This window comes from Pseudomonas brassicae, from assembly GCF_010671725.1.
Taxonomy (GTDB): Bacteria; Pseudomonadota; Gammaproteobacteria; order Pseudomonadales; family Pseudomonadaceae; genus Aquipseudomonas; species Aquipseudomonas brassicae.
Map to the genome: position 1 here is coordinate 1 of NZ_JAAHBU010000134.1, position 14,278 is coordinate 14,278.

Annotated in this window: 8 protein-coding genes, 1 tRNA gene and 3 pseudogenes; 9 read left to right on the forward strand and 3 right to left on the reverse strand. The window is 60.8% G+C overall.

The features are described 5' to 3' along the window. Nucleotides 1–28: 28 nt before the first annotated feature. From G3436_RS10970 to G3436_RS11010, 9 genes and pseudogenes are all read left to right on the forward strand, one after another. Nucleotides 29–106: transfer RNA gene (locus tag G3436_RS10970), tRNA-Met, on the forward strand. A 130-nt stretch (nucleotides 107–236) separates the two neighbouring features. Continuing rightward, nucleotides 237–695, forward strand: a complete 459-nt coding sequence (gene rimP, locus G3436_RS10975; RefSeq protein WP_163944682.1) for a ribosome maturation factor RimP — start codon at nucleotides 237–239, stop codon at nucleotides 693–695. 58 nt (nucleotides 696–753) lie between these two features. Then, the gene (gene nusA / locus G3436_RS10980; RefSeq protein WP_163944684.1) at nucleotides 754–2,235 is read left to right on the forward strand and encodes a transcription termination factor NusA; all 1,482 of its coding nucleotides are present in this window, start codon (nucleotides 754–756) and stop codon (nucleotides 2,233–2,235) included. A 26-nt stretch (nucleotides 2,236–2,261) separates the two neighbouring features. After that, nucleotides 2,262–4,765: pseudogene (gene infB / locus G3436_RS10985) on the forward strand (translation initiation factor IF-2). A gap of 122 nt (nucleotides 4,766–4,887) precedes the next feature. Beyond that, nucleotides 4,888–5,289: a 30S ribosome-binding factor RbfA gene (gene rbfA, locus G3436_RS10990; RefSeq protein WP_163944687.1), complete on the forward strand. Its 402-nt coding sequence runs from the start codon at nucleotides 4,888–4,890 to the stop codon at nucleotides 5,287–5,289. A 3-nt stretch (nucleotides 5,290–5,292) separates the two neighbouring features. After that, on the forward strand, nucleotides 5,293–6,210 hold the full coding sequence (gene truB, locus G3436_RS10995; RefSeq protein ID WP_163944689.1) for a tRNA pseudouridine(55) synthase TruB: 918 nt from the start codon (nucleotides 5,293–5,295) through the stop codon (nucleotides 6,208–6,210). A 152-nt stretch (nucleotides 6,211–6,362) separates the two neighbouring features. Continuing rightward, the gene (rpsO, locus tag G3436_RS11000) at nucleotides 6,363–6,632 is read left to right on the forward strand and encodes a 30S ribosomal protein S15 (protein WP_110968912.1); all 270 of its coding nucleotides are present in this window, start codon (nucleotides 6,363–6,365) and stop codon (nucleotides 6,630–6,632) included. A gap of 250 nt (nucleotides 6,633–6,882) precedes the next feature. Further along, nucleotides 6,883–8,986 (forward strand): annotated as a pseudogene (pnp, locus tag G3436_RS11005) (polyribonucleotide nucleotidyltransferase). A gap of 254 nt (nucleotides 8,987–9,240) precedes the next feature. After that, the gene (locus G3436_RS11010; protein ID WP_163944692.1) at nucleotides 9,241–9,594 is read left to right on the forward strand and encodes a BON domain-containing protein; all 354 of its coding nucleotides are present in this window, start codon (nucleotides 9,241–9,243) and stop codon (nucleotides 9,592–9,594) included. A gap of 132 nt (nucleotides 9,595–9,726) precedes the next feature. Here G3436_RS11010 and G3436_RS11015 read toward each other — a convergent pair whose 3' ends face one another. The 3 genes and pseudogenes from G3436_RS11015 to G3436_RS11025 all read right to left on the reverse strand — a co-directional run. After that, entirely contained in the window at nucleotides 9,727–12,735 is a 3,009-nt protein-coding gene (locus tag G3436_RS11015; RefSeq protein ID WP_476644171.1) for a DUF748 domain-containing protein, read from the reverse strand. A 27-nt stretch (nucleotides 12,736–12,762) separates the two neighbouring features. Next, a pseudogene (locus G3436_RS11020) lies at nucleotides 12,763–13,778 on the reverse strand (class I SAM-dependent rRNA methyltransferase). 59 nt (nucleotides 13,779–13,837) lie between these two features. Further along, on the reverse strand, nucleotides 13,838–14,278 hold a 441-nt coding region (locus G3436_RS11025), incomplete at its 5' end, for an oxygenase MpaB family protein (protein WP_163944701.1).

Sequence of the window (14,278 nt, forward strand, 5' to 3'; positions counted from 1 at the left end):
TCGGTCGTATCTTTCGCCCCAGCTTTGACGCGGGGTGGAGCAGTCTGGTAGCTCGTCGGGCTCATAACCCGAACGGTCGTTGGTTCAAATCCAGCCCCCGCAACCAGTTTCAGCAGAGCCCCTTTTCAGGGGCTTTTTGTTAGCTGATCAGTTCTCAGCGCCGGTATTCAGTCGGCGTATCAGGGATGGGCGCTTCGCCCATTTTTTATTTGCATAGCATGCACAAGGGGGTTCAGGTGTCGAGCAAGCTAGAAGAGTTGCAGGCCTTGTTGGCCCCGGTGGTCGTGGCCCTAGGCTATGAATGCTGGGGTATCGAGTTTTCGGCTCAAGGCCGCCACTCAATGTTGCGCGTTTATATCGATAAAGAAGGCGGTGTGCTGGTGGATGATTGCGCCATCGTCAGCCGTCAGATCAGCGGCATTCTGGATGTCGAAGACCCAATTGCCGTCGAATACACCCTTGAAGTTTCCTCTCCTGGCATGGAACGCCCGCTGTTCACCCTTGAACAGTTTGCCAAGTATGTCGGTGAGCAGGTGAAGATTAAACTGCGCTCGCCTTTCGAAGGTCGACGTAATTTTCAGGGCCTTCTGCGCGGTGTGGAAGAGCAGGATGTCGTGGTGCAGGTAGATGACCATGAATTCCTTCTGCCGATCGACATGATCGACAAGGCCAACATTATTCCCAGTTTTGACTGAGACATGCCGGTCCGATAGACCGTGCGGACCCAATGGCTTGCGAAAGGCGAGGCGTACGATGAGCAAAGAAGTACTGCTGGTTGTTGAGTCGGTATCCAATGAAAAGGGTGTACCGGCAGACGTGATTTTTGAAGCCTTGGAAGTGGCGCTGGCCACGGCTACCAAGAAGCGTTTTGAAGATGAAGTCGACCTGCGTGTGGAAATCAACCGCCACACCGGTAACTACGAGACCTTCCGTCGCTGGACGGTCGTCGAGGAAGCGGATCTTGACGATCCTGCAATCGAAACCTGGCCAAGCAAAGTTCAGGAAACCCATCCTGAAGCCAAGGTTGGCGATGTCATCGAAGAAAAGATCGAGTCCATCGAGTTCGGCCGCATCGCTGCACAGACCGCCAAGCAGGTTATCGTGCAGAAGGTTCGCGAGGCCGAGCGCGCGCAGGTGGTCGATGCCTACCGTGAGCGTCTGGGCGAGATCATCTCGGGTACTGTCAAGAAGGTCACCCGCGACAACGTGATCGTCGACCTGGGCAACAATGCCGAAGCGCTGCTGGCCCGCGAAGATATCATTTCCCGCGAGACGTTCCGGGTCGGTGTGCGTGTACGTGCACTGCTCAAGGAAATCCGCACCGAGAACCGCGGCCCGCAGTTGATCCTGTCGCGTACCGCGCCACAGATGCTGATCGAGCTGTTCCGCATCGAAGTTCCGGAAATCGCCGAGGGCCTTATCGAGGTCATGGCGGCTTCCCGTGATCCGGGTTCGCGCGCCAAGATCGCTGTCCGCTCCAAGGACAAGCGCATCGACCCGCAAGGCGCCTGCATCGGTATGCGCGGTTCGCGCGTCCAGGCAGTGTCTGGCGAGTTGGGTGGTGAGCGTGTGGATATCGTCCTGTGGGACGACAACCCGGCCCAGTTTGTCATCAACGCCATGTCGCCGGCCGAAGTCGCGGCGATCATCGTTGATGAAGATGCCCACGCGATGGACATCGCTGTAGCCGCGGACAACCTGGCGCAAGCCATTGGCCGTGGTGGTCAGAACGTACGTCTGGCCAGCCAGTTGACCGGCTGGACCCTGAACGTGATGACCGAGTCGGACATCCAGGCCAAGCAACAAGCTGAAACCGGCGACATTCTGCGTAACTTCATCGAAGAGCTGGAAGTCGACGAAGAGCTGGCGCAGGTTCTCGTTGACGAAGGTTTCACCAGCCTGGAAGAAATTGCCTACGTACCGCTGGAAGAAATGCTCAACATCGATGGCTTCGACGAGGAGATCGTCAACGAACTCCGCGCGCGTGCCAAGGACCGCCTGTTGACCAAAGCCATCGCTACTGAGGAAAAACTGGCAGACGCCCATCCGGCCGAAGACCTGCTCTCGCTTGAGGGTATGGACAAGGATCTGGCGGCGGAACTGGCGGTGCGCGGCGTGGTTACCCGCGAAGACCTGGCCGAGCAGTCGATTGATGACCTGCTCGACATCGACGGCATCGACGAAGAACGTGCCGGCAAGTTGATCATGGCCGCCCGAGCCCACTGGTTCGAGTAAGTAGGCTGGCCTGAGGAGAGAAGTGCATGACGCAAGTCACGGTGAAAGAATTGGCCCAAGAGGTCGCTGCACCGGTAGAGCGCCTGCTGCAGCAGATGCGTGAGGCAGGTCTGCCGCACACCGACGCCGGTCAGGTAGTGACCGACAGTGAGAAGCAGGCTCTGCTGACTCACTTGAAAAGCAGTCACAAGGCGAAAGTGGAAGAGCCGCGCAAGATTACCTTGCAGCGCAAGACCACCAGCACCCTGCGTGTTGCCGGTAGCAAGAGCATCAGCGTAGAAGTACGCAAGAAGAAAGTTTTCGTACAGCGCAGCCCGGAAGAGATTCAGGCTGAGCAGAAGCGCGAGCTGGAAGAGCGCCGTGCCGCAGAAAACGCGGCGCGCGACAAGTCTGAAGCTGAAGCGCGTAAACGTGCCGAAGAATCACCAGCCGTCAGCCGGCTAGCACTCCAGCGCCCGCCGCTGCAGCGCCAGCCGTAACGGCTGCGCCTGCTGCTGCCGAGCCGGTGGCTGCGCCTGCGCCAGGTGTCGAGCGCAAGAAAGCCGAAGATGCCCGTCGCAACGACAAGTCGCGTGACGACGACCGCCGTGGTGGCGAGCGCCGTAACGAGGCCCCGCGCGTATCGGTCAAGGTCAAGGAAAAGGAAAAGGCGCCAGCTCCACGTGCCGCTCCGCGCACCACCGAAGAGGAAAGCGACAGCTTCCGTCGTGGTGGTCGTGGCAAGGGCAAGATGAAGAAGCGCAATGCCCATGGCTTCCAGAGCCCGACCGGTCCGGTAATCCGCGACGTGGCGATTGGCGAGACCATCACGGTGTCCGAACTGGCACAGCAGATGTCGGTCAAGGCCGCTGAAGTCGTCAAGTTCATGTTCAAGATGGGCACTCCGGTGACCATCAACCAGGTGCTGGATCAGGAAACTGCTCAACTGATCGCCGAAGAGCTGGGCCACAAGGTCACGCTGGTCAGCGACAACGCGCTGGAAGATTCCCTGGCCGAGTCCCTGAAGTTCGAAGGCGAGTCGTTCTCGCGTGCTCCGGTCGTGACCGTAATGGGCCACGTTGACCACGGTAAAACCTCGCTGCTCGACTATATCCGTCGTGCCAAGGTGGCAGCTGGCGAAGCCGGCGGCATTACCCAGCACATCGGTGCGTACCACGTGGAAACCGACCGCGGCATGGTCACCTTCCTCGACACCCCGGGTCACGCCGCGTTTACCGCAATGCGTGCCCGTGGTGCCAAGGCGACCGACATCGTGATCCTGGTGGTTGCGGCGGACGACGGCGTGATGCCGCAAACCCGTGAAGCGGTCCAGCACGCCAAGGCTGCCGGTGTTCCACTGGTGGTTGCGGTGAACAAGATCGACAAGCCGGGTGCCGATCTCGATCGCATCCGCAACGAGCTGTCCGTCGAAGGCGTGACCTCCGAGGACTGGGGTGGCGACACGCCATTCGTGCAGGTATCGGCCAAGATGGGTACCGGTGTCGACGAACTGCTCGAAGCGGTTCTGCTGCAAGCCGAGATCCTCGAGCTCAAGGCCACTCCGTCCGCGCCTGGTCGTGGTGTCGTGGTCGAATCGCGCCTGGACAAGGGCCGTGGCCCGGTGGCTACCGTGCTGGTTCAGGACGGTACCCTGCGTCAGGGCGACATGGTTCTGTGCGGTTCGAACTATGGCCGTGTACGTGCCATGCTCGACGAGAACGGCAAGCCTGTTAAGGAAGCCGGCCCGTCGATCCCGGTCGAGATCCTCGGCCTGGACGGCACCCCGGATGCGGGTGACGAACTGAGCGTGGTTGCCGACGAGAAGAAAGCCCGTGAAGTGGCTCTGTTCCGTCAAGGCAAGTTCCGCGAAGTCAAACTGGCACGTGCCCACGCTGGCAAGCTCGAGAACATTTTCGAGAACATGGGCCAGGAAGAGAAGAAAACCCTCAACATCGTGCTCAAGTCCGATGTACGTGGTTCTCTCGAAGCCCTGCAGGGTTCCCTGAGCGGACTGGGCAACGACGAAGTACAGGTTCGCGTGATCGGCGGCGGTGTCGGTGGTATCACCGAGAGCGATGCCAACCTGGCCCTGGCTTCCAATGCAGTACTGTTCGGCTTCAACGTGCGTGCCGATGCCGGCGCGCGCAAGATCGTCGAGCAGGAAGGTCTGGATATGCGTTACTACAACGTGATCTACGACATCATTGAAGACGTCAAGAAAGCCCTGACCGGCATGCTCGGCAGCGATGTTCGCGAGAACATCCTGGGTATCGCCGAAGTGCGTGACGTGTTCCGTTCGCCGAAGTTCGGCGCCATCGCCGGCTGCATGGTCACCGAGGGTGTGGTTTACCGCAACCGTCCGATCCGCGTACTGCGCGAGGACGTGGTGATCTTCGAAGGCGAGCTGGAATCGCTGCGTCGCTTCAAGGACGATGCGTCCGAAGTACGTGCCGGCATGGAGTGCGGTATTGGCGTCAAGAGCTACAACGACGTCAAGGTCGGCGACAAGATCGAAGTCTTCGAGAAAGTCCAAGTGGCTCGCACGCTTTAAGCCGCGAGCTTGGGAACCGCAGGCTGTTCGTCGCAAGGCGACGGTCGGCGGCTCTGAACGCAACGCCCGGTCCGGCTCAAGCCTGGCCGGGCGTTTGCCGCTTTAGTTACAGGTAGCAAAACATGGCAAAAGAATATAGCCGTACCCAACGCATTGGCGATCAGATGCAGCGTGAGCTGGCCCAGCTGATCCGCCGTGAAGTCAAAGATCCACGTGTCGGCCTGGTGACCATCACCGCGGTCGACGTCAGCCGCGATGTGGGCCATGCCAAGGTGTTCATCACCGTCATGGCCCAGGACAGCGCTGAAGACATCAAGCAAAGCATCAAGGTGCTCAACAGCGCTGCCGGTTTCCTGCGCATGCAACTGGGCAAGGAAATGAAGCTGCGCAGCGTGCCGCAACTGCACTTCCATTACGACGAAAGCGTGACCCGTGGTGCCCACCTTTCGGCACTGATCGAGCGTGCGGTCGCCGAAGACAGCCAGCACCAGGTCGACGATACCCCCCAGGACACCAAGGAGTAAGCGGTGGCTCAGGTCAAGCGTATCCGTCGTAACGTCAGTGGCATCATCCTGCTCGACAAGCCTTTGGGGTTCACCTCCAATGCTGCGCTGCAGAAGGTGCGCTGGCTGCTCAATGCCGAGAAAGCCGGGCACACCGGTAGCCTTGACCCGCTGGCCAGTGGCGTGCTGCCACTGTGCTTTGGCGAGGCGACCAAGTTTTCGCAGTACCTGCTCGAGTCCGACAAGGGCTACGAGACGGTCATGCAACTGGGGCAGACCACCAACACCGGCGACGCCGAAGGCGAGATTCTGCAAACCCGCGAAGTGACCGTTGGTCGCAGTGACGTTGAAGCGGTGTTGCCACACTTTCGTGGTCCAATCAGCCAGATACCCCCGATGTACTCGGCGCTCAAGCGTGATGGCCAGCCGTTGTACAAGCTGGCACGTGCAGGCGAAGTAGTGGAGCGTGAACCACGTTCTGTTACTATTAACCGCTTGGAGCTGCTCGAATGCGAAGGTACGCGCGTGCGTCTTTCGGTGGGTTGCAGCAAGGGTACGTATATTCGTACGCTGGTCGAGGACATCGGTGAACAGCTTGGCTGCGGCGCCTATGTTGCCGAACTGCGTCGCACCCATGCCGGCCCTTTTGCATTGGCCCAGACCGTCACCCTCGAAGAGCTCGAGCAGGTGCATGCCGAAGGTGGCAACGAAGCGGTCGATCGCTTCCTGATCCCATCCGACAGCGGGTTGCAGGACTGGCCGTTGCTGCACTTCTCGGAGCACAGCGCGTTCTACTGGTTGCATGGTCAACCCGTACGCGCACCGGACGCACCGAAGTTCGGCATGGTGCGGGTACAGGATCATAACGGTCGCTTCATCGGTATCGGTGAAGTGAGCGAAGACGGGCGCATCGCGCCGCGTCGACTGATTCGGTCAGAATGATCGAAACCTTCAGTGTCGGGTTCACGCCCGGCACTGGCGGGCAAGAGGATGGCTGTTAATAGGCACGGTCACGCCTCACTTTTAAATACAGGGATTTGTCCCTGGCCTATTGGAAACCGTTTGTTCGGTTTCCCTTGATTTGGAGAAGCCAGATGGCACTCAGCGTTGAAGAAAAAGCAAAGATCGTTGGTGACTACCAGCAAGCCGCCGGTGATACCGGTAGCCCGGAAGTGCAAGTTGCACTGCTGACCGCCAACATCAACAAGCTGCAAGGCCACTTCAAGGCCAACGGTAAAGACCACCACTCGCGTCGTGGCCTGATCCGTATGGTAAACCAGCGTCGCAAGCTGCTGGATTACCTGAAAGGTAAAGACACCACTCGTTACAGCGCCCTGATCGGTCGTCTGGGTCTGCGTCGCTAATAGCGGCCTGGCCAGTGGTGTGCGCGGCGTGCTGCAGTCATCCGCCGGGGGCGTTGGCCCCTGTGCGGGTGAGCACGCTGAGCGTATCTATGAGGTTGGCTGTCTGTCTCGCCCGCGCGGTTTACCGCAAAGGCAGGGCAGGCTTCCAACCTCTAGTTTTATCTGGACTGCCGACAGGGCCGACTCCCTGCGTTGCCCAAGAATTCGCAAGAACCAGTTCCCCCAGAGCCACTGAAAAAGGTAGGAAACCGTGAACCCGGTAATCAAGAAATTCCAATTCGGTCAATCGACCGTTACCCTCGAGACGGGCCGTATTGCTCGTCAAGCGTCCGGCGCCGTATTGGTCACCGTCGACAACGATGTCACCGTGCTGGTGACCGTGGTCGGTGCCAAACAGGCCGATCCAGGCAAAGGCTTCTTCCCCCTGTCCGTTCACTATCAGGAAAAGACCTACGCCGCCGGCAAGATTCCTGGTGGTTTCTTCAAGCGTGAAGGCCGTCCTTCCGAGAAAGAAACCCTGACCTCGCGTCTGATCGACCGTCCGATCCGTCCGCTGTTCCCAGAAGGCTTCATGAACGAAGTGCAGGTTGTCTGCACCGTCGTTTCCACCAGCAAGAAAACCGATCCGGACATCGCTGCGATGATCGGTACCTCGGCTGCGCTGGCAATCTCCGGCATTCCATTCGAAGGCCCGATCGGCGCTGCACGTGTAGCGTTCCACGAAAGCACCGGCTACCTGCTGAACCCGACCTACGAGCAACTGGCTGCCTCGAGCCTGGACATGGTCGTTGCCGGTACCTCCGATGCCGTACTGATGGTTGAATCGGAAGCCAAAGAGCTGACCGAAGACCAGATGCTGGGTGCGGTACTGTTCGCCCACGACGAGTTCCAGGCTGTGATCCAGGCAGTCAAAGAGCTGGCTGCCGAAGCTGCCAAGCCTACCTGGGACTGGACCGCCAAGGCCGAGAATACCCCACTGCTGAGCGCCATCCGTGGCGAGTTCGGTGCTGCGGTTTCCGACGCCTATACCATCACTGTCAAGGCCGACCGTTACGCTCGCCTGGGCGAGCTGCGCGAACAGGTCATCGCCAAGTTCTCCGGTGAAGAAGGTCAGCCGAGCGCCGCTGAAGTCAAAGAGATCTTCGGTGAAATCGAATACCGCACCGTTCGCGAAAACATCGTCAACGGCAAGCCACGTATCGATGGTCGCGACACCAAGACCGTACGTCCGCTGAACATCGAAGTCGGCGTACTGCCGAAAACCCACGGTTCGGCCCTGTTCACCCGTGGCGAAACCCAGGCCCTGGTCGTTGCGACCCTGGGTACTGCCCGTGACGCACAGCTGCTGGACACCCTCGAAGGCGAGCGTAAAGACCCCTTCATGCTGCACTACAACTTCCCTCCGTTCTCGGTGGGCGAGTGTGGTCGCATGGGCGGTGCTGGTCGTCGTGAAATCGGCCACGGCCGCCTGGCGCGTCGTTCGGTCCAGGCCATGCTGCCAGCCGCCGACGTGTTCCCTTACACCATCCGTGTCGTGTCGGAAATCACCGAATCCAACGGTTCGAGCTCGATGGCTTCGGTCTGCGGTGCTTCCCTGGCCCTGATGGACGCCGTGTGCCGATGAAGGCGCGGTTGCCGGTATCGCCATGGGTCTGGTCAAGGAAGGCGAGAAGTTCGCCATCCTGACCGACATCCTCGGTGACGAAGACCACCTGGGCGACATGGACTTCAAGGTCGCCGGTACCGCCAAGGGTGTTACCGCGCTGCAGATGGACATCAAGATCAACGGCATCACCGAAGAGATCATGGAAATCGCCCTGGGCCAAGCCCTGGAAGCGCGCCTGAACATCCTCGGCCAGATGAACCAGATCATTGGCCAGTCGCGTACCGAGCTGTCGGAAAACGCACCGACCATGATCGCGATGAAGATCGACACCGACAAGATCCGTGACGTCATCGGCAAGGGCGGCGCTACCATCCGCGCTATCTGTGAAGAAACCAAGGCGTCGATCGACATCGAAGACGACGGTTCGATCAAGATCTTCGGCGAAACCAAGGATGCTGCAGAAGCTGCCCGTCAGCGCGTACTGAGCATCACTGCCGAAGCCGAGATCGGCAAGATCTACGTTGGCAAGGTAGAGCGCATCGTCGACTTCGGCGCATTCGTCAACATCCTGCCAGGCAAGGACGGTCTGGTTCACATCTCGATGCTGAGCGATGCCCGCGTCGAGAAGGTGACCGACATCCTGAAAGAAGGTGAGGAGGTTGAGGTACTGGTACTGGACGTGGACAACCGCGGCCGTATCAAGCTGTCGATCAAGGACGTTGCTGCAGCCAAGGCCTCGGGCGTTTAACACCGAGCGTTGAAAGGGACCCTCCGGGGTCCTTTTTTTATGCCTGCGATTTTTCTTTGCGTACTTGCATCTTGCATGCGTGATTACGCGACAGCTTGCAAATTGCACGATGTCTCTGGTTTTTCGTTTATCTAACTAATTGATTTTAAAGAGAAATAATAAAGCGAAAAGTTGGCACAAGGACTGCAACAGTACCAGCAACCCTGACGCCAGCAACGATGGCGCAGACTTTTCGAAAAACAGGAGTGTCTCGTATGAAGAAGTTCGCTATTGCTGCCGCTACTGCTACCGCGCTGACCCTGACCATGGCTAACGCTGCATTTGCCGCTCAACAGGCATCACACGAGCCGGTCATGCTGGCTGCTGGTGAGATGACTAAAGCCAAGGAAGAAACTTCTGATACCTGGATCACCACCAAGGTCAAAGCTGACCTGCTGACCGAAAAAGGTATCCCGGGTACCGACATCAAAGTCGAAACCAACAAGGGTGTAGTGTCCCTGTCGTCGAGCACTGCCGTGACTGAATCGCAGAAAGATGTGGCTGTGGCCATTGCCAAGAAAATCAAAGGCGTCGAAGCGGTATCGGCTGACGGCCTGAAAGCCGAATAATCAGCAAGGTTGCTTCGCTCGCTGACCCTGACGGTTCATGCGAAAGGCCACATGTAGGTGGCCACCCAAAGCCCCGGCGCAGTGTGCCGGGGCTTTTCTTTGGGCCTGTAGCTACCGCGCGAGCCGAGAACGCTACTCGGCGTCCAGGTGCAGTGGTGAAATGACCCGGCCATCGGCCTCGGCCTGGCCCAGCGTGGCATCGACGAAGTACACCCGGTCATCGTCCAGTTGCCCTTTGTCGACCAGATAATCCTTGATGCTGCTGGCCCGCGCCTGGCCCAGTTGGCGCAACAGTACCGCGCTCTCGGCCCACGACTTGATGACGGCTTCGTGCAACTTGTCGGTACGTCCGGTGCGGTCCAGTTGTTCCCACTCGGCCGGTGGCTGCTGTTTCAGCCGCGTGCGGTAGATGCCTTCAAGCATGGCTGGCTTGTCGCTTTCCGGCACCTGCAGATCGGATGCCTGGGCCGGAACCTTGTCGCCACGGCGTTGCAGGATCTTGTAGTAGGTGTTCTGGTATTCGCGCTCCAGGCGCTGTGCCGCAATCAACGGGCCATCGCTGCTCTGGGCGCTGGTGCCTTCGATTTCCAGGCGCAGGGCAGGGCGTTCCTTAAGGGCCGCCGCCAGCTTGTCGAGGGAGCCTTGGGCATCGCTGCTCAGGTCACTGGAGCCGGCCGCAAATGCCACGGTGCCGAGGTCTTCGGCACCCCCGCCGGTGACCAGCCCACCAATGAACTTGAACGGCGCCTGAGCTGCGCGCATCACCAGGTTGCGCAAGGTCTGCCACACGATCGGCATGACGCTGAACTGTGGGTTGTTGAGATCACCCGACACCGGCAGTTCGATGGAGATCTTGCCATCGGTATCCTTGAGCAGTGCCACTGCCAGGCGCAGTGGAAGGTCGACCGCGTCAGGACTGTCAACTTTCTCGCCCAGTTGCAGCTGTTCGATGACCACCTTGTTCTCGGCCTTGAGCTGGCCTTTGGTGATCAGGTAGTGCAGGTCCAGGTTCAGGCGGCCCTTGCGGATCCTGAAGCCGGCAAACTTGCCCGAGTAGGGGGTCAGGGTGGTCAGCTCGACGCGTTTGAAGCTGGTGGCAATGTCCAGGCTGGCCATCGGATCGAACGGATTGAGCTCCCCCTTGATCGTCACGGGCGCATAGCGATCCACCTTGCCCTTGATGTCCACCTTGGCCGGGTTGGGCTGGCGGTTGTCGATGGTACCGATCTGCCCGTTGAGCTGCTGGATGGCCGTGGCGAAGTTGGGCGTGAGGCTGAAGTCGGCAAAGTTGGCCGAGCCATCATTGATATCCACCCCACCGATGCGAATCCCCAGCGGTTTCGCGCTGCTTGCCGTGGACGTGGCCTGGGGCTTGCTGGGCGCGCCGGCAGGCTGTGGAATCAGCAGGTCATCCACACTGGTGGTACGGTCTTCGTTGATCATGAAACGCGCGTAGGGCTGGCGCAGGCTGACTTTGGCGATGCTCAACGCATCCCCATGGCGATAGTCCAGGCCGTCCAGGTTCAACTGCTGCCATTTGACGAAGTCGCGGCCCTTGATCGTGTCGAGGGTGTGCAGTTGGTTGACCTGCGCCTTGCCGGTCACGCTGAAGGCCAATGGCGCGGTGTTTTTCAGCTCGACATCCAGGTCGCTGCCGAGCATGCCGCTGCGCAGCTCCAGGCGAATGAACGGGCTGATGTAGGCCTGCGCCACGCGCAGGTCGATGTCCTGGGTGCTGACCTTGAGCCTGGCCGTCACCGGCGCGAGGTTGACCTGGCCCGCTGCCTGCAGCTTGCCCTGCCGGCCAACGCCGCTGTCGAGCTTGAGGGTGAAGGGTGAGCCATTGAGGCTGTCGAAATTCTGCAGGTCGAGGTTCAGCGGACCGAGGTCCAGCGCAACCGCTTCCTTCTGCGAACGGTCTGCCAGGTGCACCTGATAATTGCGCAACTGAACGTCACGCAGCAGCACCTGCCACGGCTTGCTCGGTGCAGCCGGTGCAGCCGCTGGCTTGGCGGGCTCGGCGGTGGCGGGAGCGGCCTTTTCCTTCGCGGTGCTCTTGGCCGGTTGGCTGGCGAAGAGTTTTTGCCAATCCAGTTGGCCATCGGCTTCAAGCGCCGCCCAGGTCTCCAGCTTTTCGCTGCGCACCTTGCCCACGATGACTTGCTGTTTGGCCAGGTCGATCGAGGTTTCGCTGACATCGAGCCGCGCCAGGCGCGCCAGCGGACGTCCGTCGGGGGCCTTGATCGCGAAGGGGGCGATGCTCAGCGCGGTGTTGTCCAGCAGCAGCTCGGTTTGCTTGGACAGGTTCAGTTTGTAGCGGGTGTTCAGATTGAGTACGCCGTCTTCGAGTACCAGGGGGACTGCGTCGCGCACATACGGCCACCACAGCTTCATCTTGCCGTCGGTGATCTTGAGGGTGCCTTCGGAGGCGATCGGTACCAGGCTGAAGCTGCCGGACCAGTCGATACGCCCGCCTTCGGGGCCGGCGGCGACCAGGGTCATGTCGGTGTTGTCATCGGGCAGGGTGCTGAGGTTCTTCAGCTCCAGGTTCATCGAGTCGTAGAGAAACTCGATCGGCTCGCTCGGGCGCACGTCCTGGAAATGCAGATAGCCTTCGTTCAACTTGATGCTGCCGATGCGCAGCGGGAACGGCTCGCTGGCCGGCGCGTCGGGTTTGGCCTCGCTGGGCGGCAGCTTGAACAGCGCCGTCAGGTTCAGGCTGCCGTCCTTGGCGAACAGCACCTCGGTACGCGGTTTGTCCAGTTCGACGCTGGCCAGGTGCAGTGCCCCCGACCACAGGCTGTCCAGCTCCAGGTTGGCGTACAGGCGCTCGAAACCGATGTGCTCCTTGCCCGGCTCGCCAATCTGCAGGCCCCACAGCGTCAGTTCGAGGCTGAACGGGTTGAGCTCGATGCGCTGGATCTGGGCGGGAACGGTCGCGTAGTTGGCCAGTTGCTGATTGGCGATTCGCAAGGCAATGCCAGGCAGGATCAGGAAACCAAGGAGGCTGTACAGGGCCAGGACGGCCAACAAGGCGCCGAGGGCGCGTTTCAATCCTTTGGGCATGTGTGGCGTCGTCTGTCTGGAACGGAGGTGCCTTGGAGTATGGCACGTTAATTCGGTTCCGAAGACAGTCGACAATTGCCGACCGCCTGCGGATTTCTCGCTTTACAGGTGCAGTATCAAGCACTTCAGGGCGGCTGGGCATCCCGCGACGGAAAGTCGCCGGCGGGTGTGAGCACCTGCCATTCACGTACCGGTCGGCCGGTTTTCTGCGCGCAGCGCAGTACCTGCTCGCGCCAGTCATCGAGGCTGACCTTGGCCAAATTGTTGCAGCAGATCAGCACGCCACCTGGCGCGGTACTCAGCAGCGCGGGCTTGAGCAGGCTCTGGTAGTCGCGCAGCAGATCGACGGTGCCGAAGGCGCTCTTGGCCCAGGCCGGCGGGTCGAGCAGCACCAGGTCGAACTCGCGTGGTTCCAGGCGCGGATACGCCGGCAGCTTGTGCCCGCGGCGCTGGCTCACCGGCAGGCCGGCGAGTTGGCGGATGGCCGGGAAATAGTCGGACTGGATAAATTGCATGGGCGCCAGTTGCGGATTGAGCGCGCCGTTCTCGCGGCCGACCGCCAGGTTGCCTTCGGCAAAGTCCAGGTTGCACACCGCGCTGGCCCCACCCGCGGCCGCGCTGAGGCCTACGCCGCAGGTGTAGGCGAACAGGTTGAGCACGCGCTTGCCGGCACTGTGCTGCTTGACCCAGCCGCGTGCATTGCGCAGATCCAGGAACAGCAGCGGGTCCTGCCCGGCGTGGCGCCCGCGGACCCGGTAGTTCAGGCCCCATTCGTGGCCAACCAGGTCGGCCAGTGCCGCTTCGCTGGCCTGATACACCGGGTCACGGCGGTCGATGCGGCTGTTGCCCTGGGAGCGGTCGTTGTACACCAGCAGCAGCGGCAAGCCGAGCGTCTGTTCAACGCTGGCGTGCAGCGCGAGCAGCGCGTCACGTTCAAGTGCCTGGTGGAAGCTCTGGACCAGAAGCTGCGGGCCATACCGGTCGATGGTCAGCCCACCGGCACCTTCCTGGCTGCCATGGAACAGCCGGTAACAATCGGTACCCTGGGCGTGCAGTTCGCTGAGGAGTTGCTGGCGGGCGTCGAGGGCGGCGCGCAGCGCCTGATTCAAGGAGGACATGCACGTAGCCTTGGTTTGCGGGCGTGCAGTTTACCGCAGGCGGGCCGCTTGCGCCCGGCTCAGGCAACGCCCACGCGCCGCTTGGCCCGGTGCAGCGAGCTGTCACGCATGGCCCAGCGCAACACCGGCGCGGTGCTGTCGATACCCAGGTCGACCAGCCGGGCCTTGAACGGCGCCGGGGTCAGTTCGAGCAGGTCGCTCGCCCATTGCGGCAACAGGCCGATACCAGCCTGCATCATCAGGCTGGCCACCGGTTTGGCCAGGCGGCTGGGGGCTGGGGCAGCGAGCAGCACGCTTACCACTTCGCGGCTGCGCTCGTCGCACCGCAGCTGCGGGCGCATCGCCTGCAGATAGTCCGCCACGGCCTGGCGCGTGCGTGGCACGTTGCGCGCGCCGAGGCGCTCGGCCACCTGCGCGATCTCGGCGTAATAGGCGTCCTGGTCGGCCACCGACAGGTGCGGGTTACGGTAGCGCAGGTGCGCCGCCATGAAGCTGCTGAC

Coding starts and splice junctions, on each gene's coding strand:
- nusA (WP_163944684.1), top strand. CDS start 754: ATGAGCAAAGAAGTACTGCTGGTTGTTGAGTCGGTATCCAATGAAAAG.
- rbfA (WP_163944687.1), top strand. CDS start 4,888: ATGGCAAAAGAATATAGCCGTACCCAACGCATTGGCGATCAGATGCAG.
- rpsO (WP_110968912.1), top strand. CDS start 6,363: ATGGCACTCAGCGTTGAAGAAAAAGCAAAGATCGTTGGTGACTACCAG.
- G3436_RS11010 (WP_163944692.1), top strand. CDS start 9,241: ATGAAGAAGTTCGCTATTGCTGCCGCTACTGCTACCGCGCTGACCCTG.